This window comes from Hymenobacter profundi, assembly GCF_019334315.1.
GTDB classification, from domain to species: domain Bacteria; phylum Bacteroidota; class Bacteroidia; order Cytophagales; family Hymenobacteraceae; genus Hymenobacter; species Hymenobacter profundi.
The window spans coordinates 15,291-34,120 of sequence record NZ_JAHWGL010000052.1 but is presented as its reverse complement, the minus strand read 5'-3'; the positions used below and the strand labels follow the sequence as shown (position 1 = coordinate 34,120).

The window sequence follows — 18,830 nt, the reverse complement described above, 5'->3', positions numbered from 1 at the left end:
GGTTACTATCTTTCATCAGCACACGAGATGCTTCGACAAGCGGATGCCAGATAAAGTATGACGCTCTTTTTAAAAAACGTTCTTATTCGAGCACTTACGCTCTACTCCATCTCTTCCACAGCGGCCAGGGTAGCGGCGGCCATTTTGGGTTGAGCGCGGTAGTAGAGGGTGCTGCAATTGGTAGGCCGGAGCACTTCTTGCGCTGCTTCCAGCACGGCTTCGGGTGTTACGGCCTGCACTTTTTCGCTTTCCTGGTTCACTAAGTTGGCGTCGCCGATGAGCTTGCTGTAGGCCAGGTTCATGGCACGGTTCAACAGTTCGATTTCTCCGAATACAATGCTGGCTTCGGCCTGATTCTTTACTTTTTCCAACTCTTCGGCGGGCACTAGCTCGGTGCGCAACTCAGCAATAATGGCCTCTACCGCTGCGTCGGCGTCTTCTAGAGTTACGCCGGCGTTCAGCTTGCCGCTTACTACCAGCAGCCCCGGCTCCAACGACCCCGATACGGACGCTGAAATAGAGTTGAACAACTGCTGCTCTTTCACCAGGCGCTGATACAGGCGCGAGGATTTGCCGCGGCCCAGCACGTCGCCCAGTAGATCGACGGGGTAGTAGGCGTCGTCGGCGCGGCTGGGCATGTGGTACACTTTGTAGAGCGCCGACAGCGGCACGTCGGACGTCATTTCCAGGAAGCGGGCTTCGGTCTGGCGAGGCTCCTGGGGTAGCTGGCGCTCGTAGCGCGTACCACCCGAAATCGGACCGAACCACTTCTCAGCCAAGCGTTTCACTTCGGCTTCCGTAACGGCGCCGGCTACTACCAGCACGGCATTTTGGGGCGCGTAGTGCTTGGCAAAGAAGTCGCGCACCTGCTGCATGTTGGCTTCTTCGATGTGGCTGATTTCCTTGCCAATGGTAGCCCAGCGGTAGGGGTGCTGCTGGTAGGCCAGGGGGCGCAGGTTCAGCCACAGGTCGCCGTAGGGCTGGTTGAGGTAGTTCTGCTTGAACTCCTCCACCACGACTTTGCGCTGCACCTCCAACCCGTTTTCGGAGAAAGCGAGGTTCAGCATCCGGTCCGACTCCAGCCAGAAGCCGGTTTCGATGTTGGTTGCGGGCACTGTGAGATAGTAGTTGGTGATGTCGGGCGAGGTGAAGGCATTGTTCTCGCCGCCTACCAGCTGCAAGGGCTCGTCGTAGCTCGGGATGTTCACCGACCCCGAAAACATCAGGTGTTCAAACAGATGCGCAAAGCCGGTATGCTCGGGGTCCTCATCGCGCGAGCCCACGTTGTAGAGCACGTTCAGCACGGCCAGGGGCGTGGTGTGGTCTTCGTGCACAATGCAGCGCAGGCCGTTATCAAGCTTAAATTCAGTGAAATTGATCATATCAAGGAGAAGCAGTTCTTTTTTGGAAGTTACAACTTACGAAATCGGCGGTAGGTTCGGTAGCTGGAGGCGGAAGTTAGGTGCTCTACCCTTCGGGGGGCAAGCCTTGGGTAGTATTGCTGCCGACGGCAAGAAAACCAATGGCACTATCCTTTTGCTGCTGGGTTCTGTTTATTGTATAATCGCTCCCAACGCCACCAGCCTACTTTTGCTATGTACGCTCCTATTATCTCCTACCCTTCCATTCCGAGCTACCCGCTGGAGGTACCCGACGCCACGGGCAATTCCTCCTTTCAACTTCGTAAAATGGAGCGCATTGCGGTGCATGGCAAGAACGATTTGCTGATTCCGCACCGGAAGGACTACTATTTTATGGTGTTGCTTTGGGAAGGAAGCGGGCGGCATTGGGTTGATACCACCGCCTACACCCTCAAGCCCGACACGCTCTACTTTACCGTGCCGCACCAAGTACACCTGAAGGAAGAGCTACAGCCGGTTTCGGGGTTTAATCTCAACTTTACGGAAGAGTTTTTGGCCTTGGACAGTAGTGGCGTGCTGCGCCAGCTACCCATTATTCAGAACCCACAAAACGGACACGAACTGCACCTGGCGCCATCGGATGTGGCGTTTGTGCAAGACATTTTGGAGAAGGCCTACGTCGAGTACAGCGCGGCTCAGCCCTGGCACCGGACCGTGTTGCTGGCCTATCTGCATGTGCTGTTGGTGTACCTCAGCCGGCTGTACACGGAGCAGTATTGCTCTTCGAAAAAGACCGACGAAGCCGCGCTGCTGAGTAAGTTTCGAACCAAAATTGAAGCTTCCTACTCCCGCCACCACGACGTGGCTACCTACGCCGACATGCTGCACCTCTCGGCCGGCCACCTGAGCGAGGTAGTGAAAGCGCAGAGTGGCAAGTCGGCCATTGCGCACATCCACGAGCGGCTGGTGGTGGAGGCCAAGCGCCTCCTGTTTCATACCGAATATACCAGCAAGGAAATTGCGTTTCAACTGGGCTTTGAGGATGCTTCCTACTTCAATCGTTTCTTCAAACGCCTCACCCAGCAAACGCCTTTACACTACCGCCTAGCTACCCGCGAAATGTACCAGTGAAACCGGAATATGGGTTACGGCTTGCCCGCGGCACGATGGTAGGTTTGCATCGTACTTCATTCAACACGACGACGCAACATGAAAACTGTACTTATCACCGGCGCCAATCGCAGCATTGGGCTGGAAACCGCCCGACAACTGGCCGCGCAAGGCTATTTTATTTACCTGGGAAGCCGCAGCTTGGAAAACGGCAATGAAGCAGTAGCGCAGCTGAAAGCCGAGGGCCTGACCAACGTGGAGCCCATTCAGATTGATGTAGCGGATCTGACCTCCATCCAGGCAGCCCGCGCAGAGCTTGGGCAGAAACTTGATTCGCTGGACGTGCTGATCAACAACGCGGGCATCAACGGCGCCATGCCGCAAGCCGCCGCCACTGCCGATACGCAGATCATCCGGGACGTATTCGACACCAACTTTTTCGGCGCCATCAACGTCACGCAGTCCTTCTTAGACCTACTGCGCCAGTCCGAGGCACCGCGCATTGTCAACGTTACCTCGGGCCTGGGCTCCCTAACCATGCACAGCGACCCGTCGTGGAAATATTACGCGGTGAAATTAGGCGCCTATGGACCCTCGAAGACGGCCTTAAACGCCTACACTGTGGTACTAGCGTATGAGTTGCGCGATACGCCGTTTAAAGTCAACGCCGTAGACCCCGGCTATACCGCTACCGACTTCAACCAGCACAGCGGCCCCGGCACAGTGGAAGACGCAGCCAAAATCATTGCAAAGTACGCCACCATAGGCGTCGACGGCCCTACCGGCAAGTTCTTCAGCAACGACGCGGATGGCGATGGCGACGAAATGCCTTGGTAAAGCTAGCTGGCTACCACCAAGTAAAAACGGTCCGCCTCTACTGATGAGACGGACCGCTTTTGCTTTAGAATTGGATGGCCTTGTTTACAACGTGGCGCGTACGCCCAGCAGAAACGTGCGCGCCGTGGGATAGGCGCCCTGGTCGATGCCGGCTTGTTTATTATCGGAGCCGAAGGAGCTGACGTTGGGGTCGTAGCCGCGGTAGCGCGTGAGGACTAGCAGGTTTTGCCCGCCTACCCATACGCTGGCACTGCGGGCCGCCCGCTGCCACACTGGGTAGCTGAGCGTAGCGGCCGTCAGACGGACGTGGTTGCCGGATTGCAGAGTGTAGTCGTTGAAAGACGATATTTGTAGCTGCTGGTTAGCCTGTGGTACATTAGTGGTTGTGTTGGTGGGCGTCCAGCGGTCCAGCACGCGGGTAGTGGCATTATCACGGCCAGATGGCACATCTAGCACGTTTAACTGACGGTTTTGTACCTGATAACCCCACATGGCATCGGCTTGCACATCCAGCGTTAGTCGTTTGTAGGTAAGCTGTTGTGTGAGCGTGAGCAGCTGCCGGGGTAGGCCATTGCCCAGCGGCTGGAAGTCTTCGGGTCTGGATTGACTGTTTGAATTGCTCCCGACGAAGCGCGGCCGGCCAACGGCGTCTACCCCCAGGTAGTGCAAGCCATAGAAAGTGCTGAGCGGCCGGTTATGAACCGTCCTGTCGTATGGGTTGTCATCATCCGGCGACTTTAGCTGGTAGCGGTTGCGATTAGCGGCGGCGGCCAATGTTGTACTACCCTGCACCGGGCCTAGTTGCCACTGCCCATTCACGGTTAGCTCCACCCCCTTGTTGTGCAGCATGCCGGGCCACTCGCGGAACGATGATTTTTCGTCGACGGTACGCCGGGTGTAGCCTTGAATAGTTAGATTCAATCTATTTTGCCACATGCCCAGCGCAAGGCCGGCATCGAGCTGCCGGCTACGCTCCCGCAGCGGCAGAAAGGGGCTACCACCAAAAACAGGCATGGGCAGTGTGTATAGGTTGCGACCCAAATTGCCTGCCCCCGATGTATAGCTCACGCCTACCCAGGTGTTCAACTTGCTAACCAGTTGATTTTTCCGTAGAAAGCCTTCTTTGTCTGCGTGCCAGATAGCCTGCACGCCTGGCAGCCACTGCGAGCGGTCGACGGAAGCAAAAGCGGCCGATATATCGCGGCGAAGACTGCCTTGCACTTGGTAGCGCTCCGCAAACGTATAGCCGCCGGTCAACTGGTAAAAATCGACACCTATTTTTTCCCATTCATCCTCAATGCTCAGTACAGGAGTACCCGGAATGTAGCTCTCTTTCCTATTCGTTAGGCTTTGTCGTTGTCGAATAGCTTCTACGCTGGCCGTTATGGCATGACGACCATCCTCGAAGCTACGGACATAGCGCAGAGCCGGGTTGATCACCCATTGTCTATAGGTGCTGGCAAGGTCGGCATTCTGTCCGGCGGGGTAGGAGGCGAAAGCTGATCTGTATGACTCACTGCGCTGCGTGGCCCGCTCCAATCCGCCCAGTAGTTCCAGCGTGAGCCCGGTGGCTAGGCGGTACTGTGCATTCAGCTGTGCTAATAGCCGTTGCTGACGGGGCGTTTGATACCATTCGCGGGCTTCCTGCACCGGATTTACCAGATACCTCTGATTGGTGGTATCCTGCACCGTGCGGGTAGGCTGCTCGTAGAGCGCGTTTTGCAGGGCATAATAAGACGGCACGCGCCGTTGCGTTTCGCTCAGGCTACCTCGCACCGCTACGTGTAAGCGTTGGCCTATTTGCTGGTCTACGTTGGCCCGCACGGCGTAGCGGCGCAGATTGGAGTTAAGCACTATTCCCTGTTGGCCGAGGTAGTCGACGCCTGTGTAGTAGTGCGTAGCGGCGGTGCCACCCGAGAGACTCAGGTGGTGCTCCTGTATGGCGGCAGTGCGCAGCATCTCCGCCTGCCAGTCGGTGCCCCGATCCAGAGCGGCTACTTCGGCCAACGAGAAGCGCGGCGGCTGTCCGTCGTTGCGGGCGGCTTCGTTGGCTAGTACGGCGTACTGGCGGGCGCCCAATAGCTCGTAGCGGTAGCGAGCCTGCTGCACGCCGCCGTAGCCAATGTACTGCACGCGCGGCGCTCCGGTATGCCCCTGGCGCGTGGTGATGCGAATAACGCCATTAATGCCCTGTGAACCGTACTGCGCGGTTTCGAAGGCGCCTTTCAGCACCTCTACCTGCTCGATGTCCTCCGTTGGGATGTGTAGTAATGGATTCGTGTCTAGCTGCTGTATTTCCGGCAGCGCATCCAGATAAACGGAACTTCTTGCGCCTGACCGAAACGTACGCTGAAATACCGGCACACCATCTACCACATACAGCGGCTGGGCATCATCAGTAAAACTGGCCACTCCCCTAATACGCATCACCATTTGCGCCCCCGGCGCCCCGGAGTAGGGCGTAACCTGCACGCCGGCCACCTGGCGCAACTGCTCTTGGATAGAGAGGAATACTATAGTAGAAGTAGTATGTGTTGTCGAGATAGTCGGATTGAAACAGATAAAACGTTTGTGAATTTCTGACGGTACTCTCGACGCCAATGAATCTGTGCTTGGCAATTCTACCGCCACCCGTCGCGGTGCCAGCGTATCGGGTTGTTGGGCCAGAGTAGGCACGGCGGCACACAGAACACTAAAGAGTAAAAGTGGGCGCATAGGCAAACAGTAGAAGTAGAATAAGCTATAAAATGAGTCGGCCGCCTACCCCAAAAATCATCCCACGATTCCCCTTCCGGTGCAAACGCCTACTTTTGCCAACGCTACCCTTTTGAGCCCTTATCGCTATGCCCTTCGACCGCGCCGCCTACCCCACCGAGCAACTGCTAACCATCTACCAGGAGCTGCTCAAGCCCCGCCTTATTGAGGAGAAAATGCTGATTCTGCTGCGGCAGGGCAAAATCAGCAAGTGGTTTTCGGGCATTGGGCAGGAGGCTATTGCGGTGGGTAGCACCTTGGCGCTCAACCCCGATGAGTACATCTTACCCCTGCACCGCAACCTGGGCGTATTCACGGCACGGCGGGTACCGCTGGGGCGGCTGTTTGCGCAGTGGGAGGGCAAAGAAGGCGGCTTCACCAAGGGCCGCGACCGGTCGTTTCACTTTGGCTCCCGCGAGCACCACATTGTGGGTATGATCAGCCACCTCGGTCCGCAGCTGGCCGTGGCCGATGGCATTGCCTTGGCCGATATACTGGACGAAAAAAAGCGCGTGACGCTGGTATACAGCGGCGACGGCGGCGCCTCCGAGGGCGACTTCCACGAGGCCTTGAACGTGGCAGCCGTGTGGCAGCTGCCGGTCATTTTCCTCATCGAAAACAACGGCTACGGCCTCTCTACCCCCAGCAACGAGCAATTCCGCTGCAAGAGTTTTATTGATAAAGGCCCCGCTTACGGCATAGAAGCCGTGCAGATCGACGGCAATAACGTGCTGGAAGTTTACAGCACCATGCAGCGCCTGGCCGAGGACTTACGCCAGAATCCGCGGCCGGTGCTGGTAGAGGCTCTTACTTTCCGGATGCGCGGGCACGAAGAAGCCAGCGGCACCAAGTATGTTCCTCAGGAGCTGTTCACGGAGTGGGCCGCCAAAGACCCCGTGGCTACGTACGAGCAATGGCTCATCAGCGAAGGCCTGCTGAGCGAAACGGCCCGCCATCAGTTCCAGGAGAAGATAAAGGCGGAGATTGAGCAGGGCCTGCGGGAAGCCGATACCCTCCCTGCCCCTACCCCCGACCCCATCCGCGAGCTGGCCGATATGTACGCTCCTTTCGAGGGCTCTGAGCAAACACCTACCCCTGACGTTCCTGCCACAGTGAAACGCTACGTAGACGCCATCCGCGACGGGTTGCGCCAGAGCCTGGAGCGCTACCCCGAGCTGGTGCTCATGGGCCAAGACATTGCCGAATATGGTGGCGTGTTCAAAGCAACAGAAGGCTTGGTAGAGGAGTTTGGGAAGGGGCGGGTGCGCAACACGCCCCTGTGCGAGTCGGCCATCTTGGGAGCTGGCTTGGGGTTGAGCGTGCGCGGCAAGAAGAGCATGGTAGAAATGCAGTTTGCCGACTTCGTGACCTGCGGCTTCAACCAGATTGTGAACAACTTAGCCAAGAGCCACTACCGCTGGGGCCAAAACGCCGATGTGGTGGTGCGCCTACCCACCGGCGCTGGCACCGCGGCCGGACCATTCCACTCCCAGAGCAACGAGGCGTGGTTTACGCACACCCCCGGCCTGAAGGTGGTATTTCCCAGCAACCCGCACGACGCTAAGGGCTTGCTCTGCGCCGCTCTGGAAGATCCCAACCCAGTGATGTACTTTGAGCACAAGCTGCTTTACCGCTCCGTGAGTGGCCTCGTACCCGATGCCTATTACACTACGCCCATTGGGCAAGCGGCCCTGGTGCGCGAGGGAAACGAACTGAGCATCGTCACCTACGGCATGGGTGTGCACTGGGCTTTACAAATGGCGGAAGAATTGAATGTAAGCTGCGACATTCTCGATCTGCGCACCCTCCTACCCTGGGACCAGGAGGCCGTGCGTCGCACCGCCGAGAAAAACGGCCGCGTGCTGGTGCTGCACGAAGACACCCTCACGGGCGGCCTGGGCGCTGAGCTGGCCGCCTGGATTGGCGAAAACTGTTTCGAGCACCTTGATGCGCCCGTGCACCGCGTGGCCTCCTTGGATACGGCCGTGCCCTTTGCCCCTACCCTGGAAAAGGACTTTCTACCCCTTCAGCGCCTGCGCGATGCGGTGGAGAAGCTGCGCAACTACTAAGCTTTCCGCGCCGCTCGAACGGTGTAGAGACGCATACTTGCGTCTCGTTGTTGAACGATTCGGACGGTTATGAGACGTATAGTTGCGTCTATACAACCTTTCAACTGCTCACCCATTTAACTTACACAGCTTGTAAAGGCATCATTCTGAGCGCAGCGAGGAATCTTTTATTCAGATACCTCGCTGCGCTCAGAATGCTCATTTTAGAGCGTTTAAAGGCTCCATACAAAACCTATTTTTGCGTTACTTCCTCCTGCTTTAATTCTACCATAGTAGCGTTATTGGCTTGATTTCTGGGCAAGGTTCTATTCTCATTGCATCAACCCGTTGCCTATGTTTTTCTCTACTCGGCCTATAAAGTGTTTGCGGTTGGTACTGCTCGTGCTGTTGAGCGGCTGGCTGCTTTTAGCCCAAACGGGCTGTCACCGCTACCATATTTCCGACCCCACAGGTCCGCCGCAGCCCAAGATGAAAAAGGCGAAAGCATCTGCTCCTGATGCTGAGCAGAGTGCCGATGGCAGCAGCCAGGGCACGGCCCAGGCAGAAAACGCGCCGCCCCAGCACAATAGCTACGACAAACAGGGACTGCTGAAAAAGAAAACACGCGACCGTAGCCGGAAGCGTAAAGTAGGGCAATACCGGTTCCTAGGCATCATATTTTAGTGTCTTCGCTTCTGTTGACTCGCAGATAATCAAGCCGTTTTGTATGGCTACCCTCTCCCACTTTCCGTATGCTTTGGTATGAAACTCTTGCTACTTCTACCTGCCTTGCTACTGGCTGCTTCGGCCTCGGCCCAAACGGAGTACACCACCCCGGCCCAGCACCGGTCCGAAAACCGCCGCGCCCTGCGCGACGCGTATAAGTACCCGGCTAAGTACAAAGAGTCGCACTTGGCCGTTACGCCGAAAGCGCTGAAACGGGGCAAAACAGGCACGCCCCTACCCCACGACAGCCGCAACAACTACCGGTTTGACCGCACCGGCACAGCCCGCGTCAGCGAACCAACGGCCCCCGGCTTACGTCTTACCCGCAAAAAATAACTCTAAAACGCTCTGAAGTATGACTCCCTGGCAACCCCTCACCCAACCCGAACAGCTTGCCGACATCGTGCAGGAATCGCACGAGCATCCGGTTTTGGTTTTCAAACATAGCACTACTTGCTCCATCAGCGCTGCCGCCAAAGGCAAGATTGAGCGCCAGTGGGATTCGGCCGGCCTCGATGGCACCCCCATCTACTACCTCGACCTGCTCCGCTACCGGCCCATTTCCAACGAAATAGCTCAGAAGTTTGGCGTAGAGCACCAGTCGCCGCAACTGCTGCTCATCCAAAACGGCGAGTGCAGCTACGACGCTTCACACATGGGCATCCGCCTCAGCGACGTGCAGCAATTAGTGAAATAGGAAAAGGTGAAGTGGTGAGGTTGTGAAGCTGTGAAAAAGAATCTGTCATCCTGAGCGGAGCGAAGGACCTTTTCACGATAGAACGAGATGTTATTATGTCAGTCGTTCAGGTGTGAGAAGGTCCTTCGCTCCGCTCAGGATGACATGCACTCTTTATTCACAACTTCACAAACTCACTATTTCACCACTTCCCTACTCATACAGGAACGAAACTTCCTGCTTGATTTCCGGGTTCAGGCTAAGCGCTACGGGGCAGGTGTGGGCGGCACGCTCTAGTAGGGCGCGCTCCTTTTCGGGTAGGCTGGCAGGCAGGTGAAACTGCACGTCGATTTGCCGGATGCGGCGCGGCTCGGCGGCCATGTGCTTGGTCACGTCGTACGTAACGCTGGTGAGGTCCAGCTGGTGGCGCTCGGCTACGATGCCCATAATGGTCATCATGCAGGCACCCAGCGAAGCCGCCACCAGATCAGTGGGCGAAAAGGCCTCGCCCCGGCCGTGGTTGTCTACGGGCGCATCGGTAATAATCGTGTTACCGGAAGCGTTGTGCGTAGCCTCGGTACGCAGTTGGCCGGTATAGCGGGCGCTGGCAGTGCTCATAGAATCAGAAATTTGGCAGGACAATGACAACAAATTTACGTACTTTCGATCAGGCTGCCTCGGAGCGGTCGTTTTCTGTTCGAATCTCCTCGCCCTTAGCTTCTTTGCCTGCCGTGCGAACTTTACTGGCTTCTGGTTTTTCTACCCTGGCGCTGCTACTGGCCGCTACCGGCGCTGCCAGCGCACAGAGCGCCGCCGGCAGCGGCGACGACCCTTCCTACCGTAAGGAAATGGTGTACGGCGTCAACTTCAATACTCAGGGCGGTTTGATTGGCGGAGTGCACTTTCGTTCCTCCAAAGTGCTGTCGCAGGACTGGCTGCGCTTCTGGAGCCTAGAGGCAGTGGAAGTGAAAGGACAGAAAGAAGATAAATTCATCAATCCTTACACCGGCGGTTCCTATGTGCCGGGCAAGACCAATTATTTCTATGTGCTGCGGCCTTCTGTGGGTTTGCAGCGCGTTATCTTCCGGAAAGCGGCTGAGTCGGGCGTACAGGTAAATGCGCTGGCTAGTGCCGGCCCGTCTATCGGGCTGCTCATGCCTTACTATGTGTATTACGATTACACCCTGCGCGATGGCAACGGCAATCCGATACCCGGCGCTTCCCAGGACATACGCGAGGCGCAATACGACCCCAATAACGCCCAAACGCCCATCGACCGGGCCCCGCTGTTCCGGGGTGCCAGCGAAATTAAGCCCACGGTAGGCGCGCACCTACGCGGGGCGCTCAGCTTTGAGTACGGCCGCTACCGCGACGCGGTAGCCGGCGTGGAAACTGGCTTTCTGTTGGAGATGTACACCAAGCGCGTAGAGATTCTGCGCGACAACAACGTGCCCAGCTCCAAGCTCAACAAGCAGTTCTACCCCTCGGTGTACCTCACCATCTACCTCGGGCACCGCAGCTAGCCTACCCTGTTGTCTTTTCAGGCCCTCAACCCTACCCTGTTGTCTTTTCAGGCCCTCAACTTTTCTCCGCAGCTAATGGTTGTGAAGGAAACCTAGCGTCGCTATTGGCTGCCATCTTTGTGTAAGCCATGCGCTGCGTATCTTTGTTATCTATGGATGATCTGCTGCTACTACCCGTAATACAGCCGGAAGCCGTTGCACCGGCCCGGCCCCGCAAGCCCGATTGGCTGCGCGTGAAGCTGCCCGTAGGCCCCGAGTACGCCCGGGTGCGCAAGCTGGTAGACGAAAACAAGCTGCACACCATCTGCGAAAGCGGCAATTGCCCCAACATGGGCGAGTGCTGGGGTGCGGGCACTGCTACCTTCATGATTCTGGGCAACATCTGTACACGTTCGTGCTCGTTCTGTGCCGTGGCCACTGGCCGCCCCAACGAGTACGATACCGACGAGCCCCGCCGCGTAGCCGAAGCCATCCTGACGATGGGTGTAAAGCACGCCGTAATTACTTCCGTAAACCGCGACGAGTTGAAGGACCGCGGCGCCAGTATCTGGCACGAGACGGTGGTGCGCATCAAGCAGCTTTCTCCTACCACTACCATCGAAACGCTTATTCCCGACGTGAAAGCCAACTGGGAAGCGCTGGACGTCATGATTTCGGGCGGACAGGAAGTGATTTCGCACAACGTAGAAACCGTGGGCAGCCTCTACCGCCTCGTGCGCCCACAAGCCAAGTACGACCGTTCGCTGGAGCAAATCCGCCGGACGAAAGCCGCTGGGCACCGCACCAAGTCGGGCATCATGCTGGGCTTAGGCGAGAAGAAGGAAGAGATGTACCAAGCCATGGATGACCTTGTAGCCAACGGCCTCGACATTCTAACCCTGGGTCAGTACCTACAACCCACCAAGCGCCACCTAGAGGTAGCCGAATTCATTCACCCCGACCTCTTTGCTCACTACCGCGAAGAAGGTCTGCGTCGTGGTCTGAAATACGTGGAAAGCGGCCCATTGGTGCGCAGCTCCTACCACGCCGAGCGCCACGTAAACGTGCCGATCTAGGGCAGCCTGCATATACATCATGCGAGGCATGATGTATATGCATAAAGAAACCCCGCTAACACGATGTTAGCGGGGTTTTCTATTTAATCGAGAAGAAGCTTAGCGACGGGCTTGCGCCTGATCGGAAGGCGGGTACACGCCCATGATGCCGTTCACGATTCGGTACACTTCCTGCTCCGAGATAGAGTGGTTGTTATCTATCTGAGCCTGGCCCGAACCGCGCCACGCCAGCTCTTTGCGCTTGGCATCTACTAAGTCGATGATGACTGTGCCGGCCGCATACTGGCTCATAGGCGCGTAGCCCCTGCCATATAGGCCACCATACATGCCATAACCATAGTAGGGGTAACCCAAGCCATTATAGTAGGGCGATGCGGACTGCTTTTCCTCTACCTTGGCATTGTAGGCCACGTAGATGTCGGGGTTATTCTCAACCCGCGTCAGGCCTTTGTTGGTCAGCTCCCGGTCGATGGCCGTACGCAGGCGCTGATCCAAGAACGACTCGTAGCCCTTGGCTGGGCCGCCCTCTGCATCTACCGGCTGCTGTGGATACCACGCCCAGGTTTTGTAAGCCCGGAAGTTCACGGCGTGGTCAAAATCGGAGGAGACGCCTACCCGGGAAGAGGTGGCGCAGCTGCTAGCGCCTAGCAGCAAAGCAACGCCCACCAGCGCCAACGTGGCAGAGCGATTCAGGAAACGGGATATACGATTCATACGAAAGTTAAAAACGTGGGAGAAACCAGGCCCTCGCTATAACGTGGCGAGGTGGCCGATGGTATAGAGTAAACACCACACGTAAAGCCAACGTTCCCCGTTAGTTAGCACCTCTGGTATCGAAATTGCTATACTCAGGAAGCTGGGCGAGGAAGTTGATAAAATATAAATTTTTCCGCATTACACCATACTTCCTTTACCATGAAAAAAACAGTACGCGTATCCTTTTCAGGCTTATTGGCCCTTACCCTACTCGGTGGCTGCAACGCTGCCCGCGAAGATGGCCGTGGCAACAGCCACGCTTCCAAAGCCCCAGTTGAGCGCACGGCTGCCGTTGAATGCATCCTATATGATGGCATGAAGAAGGATTCGCCTCAACTGGCAGAAATCAAATCGGGTATGCAGGTGCAGGTAATTGACTCTGTAGATGCTTATTTCGTGAAAGCCCGCGTGAGCAACGGCGACAAGGTAGTAACCGGCTATATGTACCGCACATGCTTCCCGAAGCAATGGTAATTCCTACCCTCCGTTTTATAACAAAACCGGCCGACACTTCAGAAGCGTCGGCCGGTTTTGCTTTCAATAATCCTAAAGCTCAACTACACGCACCTTTTTGTGTAGCAATGCGAAGTCGACTTCGTTAGCTATCAGCTTAATACGACGGGCCTTTGTCGGCCTGTACCAACTGCTCAGGCTCATCGGCGTAGTCCTCGGTAGAGGTGCAGGAGCAGATCAGGTTCCGGTCGCCGTAGGCTGAGTCAACGCGCGATACGGCGGGCCAGAACTTGTAGGCGCGGGCGTAGTCAGTGGGGTACACCGCCTGCTCGCGGGAGTAGGGGCGCGTCCAGTCGTGCACCAATACGGTGGCGGCGGTGTGCGGAGCATGCTTCAACACGTTGTCCTTGGCATCGGCGCGGCCTTGTTCTACCTCACGGATTTCCTCCCGGATCTTCACCATTGCTTCTACGAAACGGTCCAGCTCCTCTTTGCTTTCCGACTCGGTAGGCTCTACCATCAGCGTGCCCGCTACCGGGAACGACACAGTAGGCGCGTGGAAACCATAGTCCATCAGGCGCTTGGCAATGTCCTCTACCTCGATGCCGGCCTTCTTGAACTGGCGGCAGTCCAGAATCATCTCGTGGGCGCAGCGGCCGTTGGCACCAGCGTACAGCACCGGGTAGTGCGATTCCAGCTTCGCCTTCAGATAGTTAGCGTTTAGAATAGCAATGCGCGTAGCCTGCGTCAACCCTTCGCCACCCATCATCGAAATGTAGGCGTAGCTGATGGGTAGGATGCTGGCCGAACCCCACGGCGCCGACGATACCGCGCCGGCCGTGCGACCTTCAGCATCTACCACCACGTGGCCGGGCAGGTAGGGCGCCAGGTCGGCTACTACGCCGATGGGACCTACACCGGGTCCGCCGCCGCCGTGCGGAATGCAGAACGTTTTGTGCAGGTTCAGGTGGCACACATCGGCGCCAATGGTGGCGGGCGAGGTGAGGCCCACCTGGGCGTTCATGTTGGCGCCGTCCATGTACACACGGCCGCCGTGCTGGTGAATGGTCTGGCAGATGTCGATGATGGTTTCCTCGTACACGCCGTGCGTGCTGGGGTAGGTCACCATCAGGCACGACAGGGTATCGGCATACTTGGCGGCCTTGTCTTTCAGATCCTGCACATCGATGTTTCCGTCCTCGGTGCTCTTCACCACCACTACTTGCATACCGGCCATTACGGCCGAGGCAGGGTTGGTGCCATGGGCCGAGGCTGGAATGAGCGCTACTTTGCGGTGGCTGTTGCCCTGCGCCTCGTGGTAATCGCGGATGGCCAGCAGGCCGGCGTACTCGCCCTGGGCACCCGAGTTGGGTTGCAAGCTCACGGCCGCAAAGCCGGTAACTTCGCAGAGCCACTGCTCCAAATCGTTGAAAATCTGGGTATAGCCTTTCGCCTGCTCGCGTGGGGCGAAGGGGTGCAAGCCGCCGATTTCGGGCCACGTCACCGGAATCATCTCGGCGGTGGCGTTCAGCTTCATGGTGCACGAGCCGAGCGGAATCATGGAGTGCGCCAGGCTCAGGTCCTTGTTTTCGAGCTGCTTCATGTAGCGCAGCATCTCAGTTTCGGAGTGGTGCGTGTTGAAGACCGGGTGCGTGAGGTAGGCGCTCTGACGCACTAGTGCCTCAGACCAATTCAGCTCCGTTTCAGTGGGTAGGGTCAGCGTTCTGTCGAACGACTTGCCCAGCACTTTCGCGAACACCCGCACGATGTCGGCTACGTCTTCAGCTTCGGTGTTCTGGTTCAGGGCAATGCCCACGCGGGCCGTACCTTCCTGGGAGAAGTAGCGGAAGTTAATGCCGGCGGCCTCGGCTTCCTGCCGGATAGCCGTTTGCAGCTCCTCGCTTTCCAGCTTGAGGGTCAGCGTATCGAAGAAGAATTCGTTTTGCTGCTCCAGGCCCAGAGCGGCCAACTCCTGCGCCAGCAACTGCGTGAGGGCGTGCGCATTAACAGCAAACTGCCGCACGCGCTGCGGACCGTGGTACACGGCATACATACCCGCCAGCACCGACAGCAGCACCTGCGCCGTGCAGATGTTGGAGGTAGCCTTCTCGCGGCGGATGTGCTGCTCGCGAGTTTGCAGGGCCATGCGGTAGGCCTTGTTGCCAGCCGCATCAATGCTCTGCCCAATAATGCGGCCCGGAATGACGCGCTTGAACTGATCTTTGGTGGCAAAGAAGCCGGCGTGCGGTCCGCCGTAGCCCATGGGCACGCCAAAGCGCTGAGAGTTGCCCACGCAAGCGTCGGCACCCATCTCGCCGGGAGGGGTGAGCAGGGTAAGGGCCAGCAAATCAGCGGCTACGGCTACCAGCAGGCCGCTTTCATGTGCCTTCGAAATGAAGTCGGTGTAGTCGTATACGGCGCCGTCGGCGGCGGGGTATTGCAGCAGGGCGCCGAACAGGGCTTCGTCGGCGAGGTCGGCGGTGCGATGGTCGCCTACCACCAGCTCAATGCCGAGGGGGGTAGCGCGGGTGCGCACCACATCAATCGTCTGGGGCAGCACCTGCTCCGATACGAAGAACTTATGCGCGTTTTTCTTCTTAGTCTGCGAGTGGAACATGTGCAGCACCTCGGCCGCGGCCGTGCCCTCGTCGAGCAGGGAAGCGTTGGCAATTTCCATCCCGGTCAACTCCATTACCATTGTCTGGTAGTTGATGAGGGCTTCGAGGCGACCTTGGGCAATTTCGGCCTGGTAGGGCGTATAAGCGGTGTACCAGCCGGGGTTTTCGAGGATGTTGCGCTGGATAACGGGCGGCAGCTGGGTAGGATAATACCCTAGGCCGATGTAGTTCTTATAGAGCTTGTTCTGGCCAGCAATCTGCGCGAATTTCGCCAAAAAAGCCCGCTCCGTGAGGGCAGCGGGCAGGTCGAGCGGACGCTTCAAACGGATAGCGGCCGGCACGGTTTCGTCGATGAGCTGGTCGAGAGAGTCGACGCCGATGGTGCGCAGCATCTGGGCCACGGCGGCTTCGTCGGGGCCGTTGTGGCGGTCTACGAATACGTCGGCGGGCTGAGGTTTCAGGGTCATGTAAGCAGCGTAGAAGTGACGGTAGAAAAGGCTTTTGAATCGGCCTATACAAAGGTAGTGCGAAAAGGGGCAGAGTAGACCTATATAGTTGCAGCATGTTGCGTCGCATAACACGAACCTGCTAGCTCCTGCTTAACTTACTCCGGCAACCGAATTACTTCCCTTCATGCCCAACCTCAACCCTATTTCTCACTTGCTCAGTTTCAGGCGCGGCCATTTTTTACCTCTTGCTTTGGCGGCGTGCTTCGTCTCCGCCGCCGCTCAGGCGCAGCAGCAGCCCACCACCGTCACAGCGCAGGACTACGCCCGCGCCGAGCAGTTTATGAGCTACAATACCCAGCCGCTCATCGACCACACCCTGGGCCAACTTAACTGGCTCGACAACGACCGGTTTTGGTACCGCACGCTCACGGCGCAGGGTAGCGAGTACGTGCTGGTAGACCCGGCCCGCAAGACGCGCACTGTCAGTGCTACCCCGCCCGTGGCGCCTACCCCGGCAAAGGCCCAAAGCAACCCCAATGACCGCAATGAGGTGGTGTCGCCGGACGGGCGGCTGGCGGCCTATATTCAGGACTATAACCTGTGGGTGCGCAACACCCAAACCGACCAGAAAACCCAGCTGACCACCGACGGCCAGAAGGACTACGGCTATGCCACCGACAACGCCGGCTGGAGCAGCAGCGACCGGCCCGTGCTGCGCTGGTCGCCCGACTCGCGCAAGATTGCCACCTTCCAGCAGGACCAGCGCAAGGTAGGCGACATGTATCTGGTGACCACCAACGTAGGCCACCCTACCCTGAAAAGCTGGAAATATCCCCTACCCGGCGACAAGGACATTATCACCATTGAGCGGGTGATTGTGGAGGTGAACCCGGCCAAGGTGGTGCGCCTGCAACTTCCGCCCGATCCGCACCGCGGCACCCTCTCCGACGACATTTCCAGCAGCGGCACCTTCGACGATGTGGACTGGAGCGCCGATGCCAAGCAGTTGGCCTTCGTCTCGACCTCGCGCGACCACAAGGAGGAGAAGTTCCGCATTGCCGACACGCAAACGGGCGCCGTACGGGAGGTGTTCGAGGAGAAGGTAGCCACCCAGTACGAGTCGGGCCAGGGCGCCATTAACTGGGCCTACCTGCCGAAATCGAAGGAAATCATCTGGTATTCGGAGCGCGACGACTGGGGCCACCTTTACCTCTACGACGCCACCACCGGCAAAGTTAAACACCAGATTACCAAGGGCAACTGGGTGGTAACGCAGCTGGTAAAGATAGACGAGCAGAAGCGCCAGCTCTACTTCCTGGCCGATGGGCGGGAGCCAGGCAACCCCTACTTCACCCACCTCTACCGCATTGGCCTAGACGGCAAGGGCCTCACGCTACTCACCCCCGAAAAAGGCAACCACCGCATCGAGTTTTCGCCCTCAGGCCGCTACTTCGTTGATACCTACTCCCAGCCCGACGTGCCGCCCGTGAGCGTGCTGCGCAACTTGGACGGCAAGCTGCTCCTGACGCTGGAGAAGACCGACATTTCGCGCCTCGTGGCCACCGGTTGGAAAGCCCCTACCCCCATCTTGGTGAAAAGCCACGATGGACAGCTGGACCTACACGGCCTCCTGTTCACGCCCACCAAGCTGGACCCCAGCCGGAAGTACCCGGTTATCGACTACATCTATCCTGGTCCGCAGGGCGGCAGCGTGGGTAGTTGGTCGTTTTTGGCGGCGCGCGGCGACAACCAGGCGCTGGCCGAACTGGGCTTTGTGGTAGTGGTGCTAGAAGGCAGCTGCAACCCGCTGCGTTCCAAGAGCTACCACGATGCCTGCTACGGCAACATGGCCGAAAACACCCTCTCCGACCAGGTAGCCGGCATCAAGCAGCTGGCTCAGAAATACCCCTACCTCGACCTGGACCGGGTGGGCATCTGGGGGCACTCGGGGGGCGGCTATGCCACGGCCGCGGCCATGTTCCGCTACCCCGATTTCTTCAAAGTAGGCATCTCCGAGTCGGGCAACCACGAAAACCGCAACTACGAGGACGACTGGGGCGAGCGGTACATTGGCCTGCTCACGGCTCAGGACAACGGCGCTTCCAACTACGACAACCAGGCCAACGCCGTATCGGCTAAAAACCTGAAAGGCAAGTTAATGCTGGCTCACGGCATGATGGACAACAACGTGCCGCCCTACAACACGCTGCTGGTGGTAGATGCCCTCACCAAAGCCAACAAGAGCTACGACCTGGTCATCTTCCCGAACGCTACCCACGGCTACGGCCAGGACTCGCCTTACATGACGCGCCGCCGTTGGGACTACTTCGTGCAGAACCTAGCCGGCGCCACCCCGCCCCACGACTACCAGATGCAGCCCAAGCCCGACCCGCGCACAGCCGGACGATAAGCACTAGCAGGGTAGGAAAAGCAACGCCCCGCGTAGTCTTAACCGACTGCGCGG

The 18,830-nt window shown here is 58.0% G+C and carries 15 protein-coding genes; 10 read left to right on the top strand and 5 right to left on the bottom strand.

What is annotated here, in order from left to right; translation table 11 throughout:
* Positions 1 to 101: 101 nt before the first annotated feature.
* Entirely contained in the window at positions 102 to 1,382 is a 1,281-nt protein-coding gene (locus tag KYK14_RS12960) for a M16 family metallopeptidase (RefSeq protein ID WP_219159346.1), read from the bottom strand.
* A 213-nt stretch (positions 1,383 to 1,595) separates the two neighbouring features.
* Here KYK14_RS12960 and KYK14_RS12955 point away from each other — a divergent pair, with 213 nt between their 5' ends.
* Together KYK14_RS12955 and KYK14_RS12950 are read left to right on the top strand one after the other, a co-directional pair.
* Positions 1,596 to 2,492 carry an AraC family transcriptional regulator gene (locus KYK14_RS12955; protein WP_219159344.1) on the top strand — a complete coding sequence of 299 codons (897 nt, stop codon included), beginning with the start codon at positions 1,596 to 1,598 and terminating at the stop codon, positions 2,490 to 2,492.
* Between the two features lie 78 nt (positions 2,493 to 2,570).
* Complete coding sequence (locus KYK14_RS12950) at positions 2,571 to 3,308, top strand: SDR family oxidoreductase (protein ID WP_219159341.1); 738 nt, start codon at positions 2,571 to 2,573, stop codon at positions 3,306 to 3,308.
* A gap of 84 nt (positions 3,309 to 3,392) precedes the next feature.
* Here the strand turns inward: KYK14_RS12950 and KYK14_RS12945 are convergent, their stop codons facing one another.
* Positions 3,393 to 6,023, bottom strand: coding sequence for a TonB-dependent receptor plug domain-containing protein (locus KYK14_RS12945; protein WP_219159339.1), 2,631 nt, complete (start codon positions 6,021 to 6,023; stop codon positions 3,393 to 3,395).
* Positions 6,024 to 6,151: 128 nt separating this feature from the next.
* Here KYK14_RS12945 and KYK14_RS12940 point away from each other — a divergent pair, with 128 nt between their 5' ends.
* The 4 genes from KYK14_RS12940 (at position 6,152) to ytxJ (ending at position 9,533) form a co-directional block, all read left to right on the top strand.
* Entirely contained in the window at positions 6,152 to 8,131 is a 1,980-nt protein-coding gene (locus KYK14_RS12940; protein WP_219159337.1) for an alpha-ketoacid dehydrogenase subunit alpha/beta, read from the top strand.
* 333 nt (positions 8,132 to 8,464) lie between these two features.
* The gene (locus KYK14_RS12935; RefSeq protein ID WP_219159336.1) at positions 8,465 to 8,794 is read left to right on the top strand and encodes a hypothetical protein; all 330 of its coding nucleotides are present in this window, start codon (positions 8,465 to 8,467) and stop codon (positions 8,792 to 8,794) included.
* Positions 8,795 to 8,872: 78 nt separating this feature from the next.
* Positions 8,873 to 9,172, top strand: a complete 300-nt coding sequence (locus KYK14_RS12930; RefSeq protein WP_219159333.1) for a hypothetical protein — start codon at positions 8,873 to 8,875, stop codon at positions 9,170 to 9,172.
* A gap of 19 nt (positions 9,173 to 9,191) precedes the next feature.
* Positions 9,192 to 9,533: a bacillithiol system redox-active protein YtxJ gene (gene ytxJ, locus KYK14_RS12925; RefSeq protein WP_185281784.1), complete on the top strand. Its 342-nt coding sequence runs from the start codon at positions 9,192 to 9,194 to the stop codon at positions 9,531 to 9,533.
* 192 nt (positions 9,534 to 9,725) lie between these two features.
* Here the strand turns inward: ytxJ and KYK14_RS12920 are convergent, their stop codons facing one another.
* Complete coding sequence (locus KYK14_RS12920; RefSeq protein ID WP_185281785.1) at positions 9,726 to 10,130, bottom strand: OsmC family protein; 405 nt, start codon at positions 10,128 to 10,130, stop codon at positions 9,726 to 9,728.
* Positions 10,131 to 10,243: 113 nt separating this feature from the next.
* On the opposite strand from KYK14_RS12920, the gene KYK14_RS12915 reads away from it, so the two are divergent.
* Positions 10,244 to 11,035: a hypothetical protein gene (locus tag KYK14_RS12915; RefSeq protein WP_185281786.1), complete on the top strand. Its 792-nt coding sequence runs from the start codon at positions 10,244 to 10,246 to the stop codon at positions 11,033 to 11,035.
* 161 nt (positions 11,036 to 11,196) lie between these two features.
* A complete protein-coding gene (gene lipA / locus KYK14_RS12910) occupies positions 11,197 to 12,090 on the top strand; it encodes a lipoyl synthase (protein ID WP_185284374.1) in 894 nt (297 codons plus the stop codon).
* 99 nt (positions 12,091 to 12,189) lie between these two features.
* Here lipA and KYK14_RS12905 read toward each other — a convergent pair whose 3' ends face one another.
* Positions 12,190 to 12,804 carry a DUF4136 domain-containing protein gene (locus tag KYK14_RS12905; RefSeq protein WP_185281787.1) on the bottom strand — a complete coding sequence of 205 codons (615 nt, stop codon included), beginning with the start codon at positions 12,802 to 12,804 and terminating at the stop codon, positions 12,190 to 12,192.
* Between the two features lie 201 nt (positions 12,805 to 13,005).
* Here KYK14_RS12905 and KYK14_RS12900 point away from each other — a divergent pair, with 201 nt between their 5' ends.
* Positions 13,006 to 13,320 carry an SH3 domain-containing protein gene (locus tag KYK14_RS12900; protein ID WP_185281788.1) on the top strand — a complete coding sequence of 105 codons (315 nt, stop codon included), beginning with the start codon at positions 13,006 to 13,008 and terminating at the stop codon, positions 13,318 to 13,320.
* Positions 13,321 to 13,456: 136 nt separating this feature from the next.
* Here KYK14_RS12900 and gcvP read toward each other — a convergent pair whose 3' ends face one another.
* Entirely contained in the window at positions 13,457 to 16,384 is a 2,928-nt protein-coding gene (gene gcvP, locus KYK14_RS12895) for an aminomethyl-transferring glycine dehydrogenase (RefSeq protein WP_219159331.1), read from the bottom strand.
* A 232-nt stretch (positions 16,385 to 16,616) separates the two neighbouring features.
* Here gcvP and KYK14_RS12890 point away from each other — a divergent pair, with 232 nt between their 5' ends.
* Positions 16,617 to 18,776, top strand: a complete 2,160-nt coding sequence (locus tag KYK14_RS12890) for a S9 family peptidase (RefSeq protein ID WP_246601830.1) — start codon at positions 16,617 to 16,619, stop codon at positions 18,774 to 18,776.
* Positions 18,777 to 18,830: the final 54 nt, after the last annotated feature.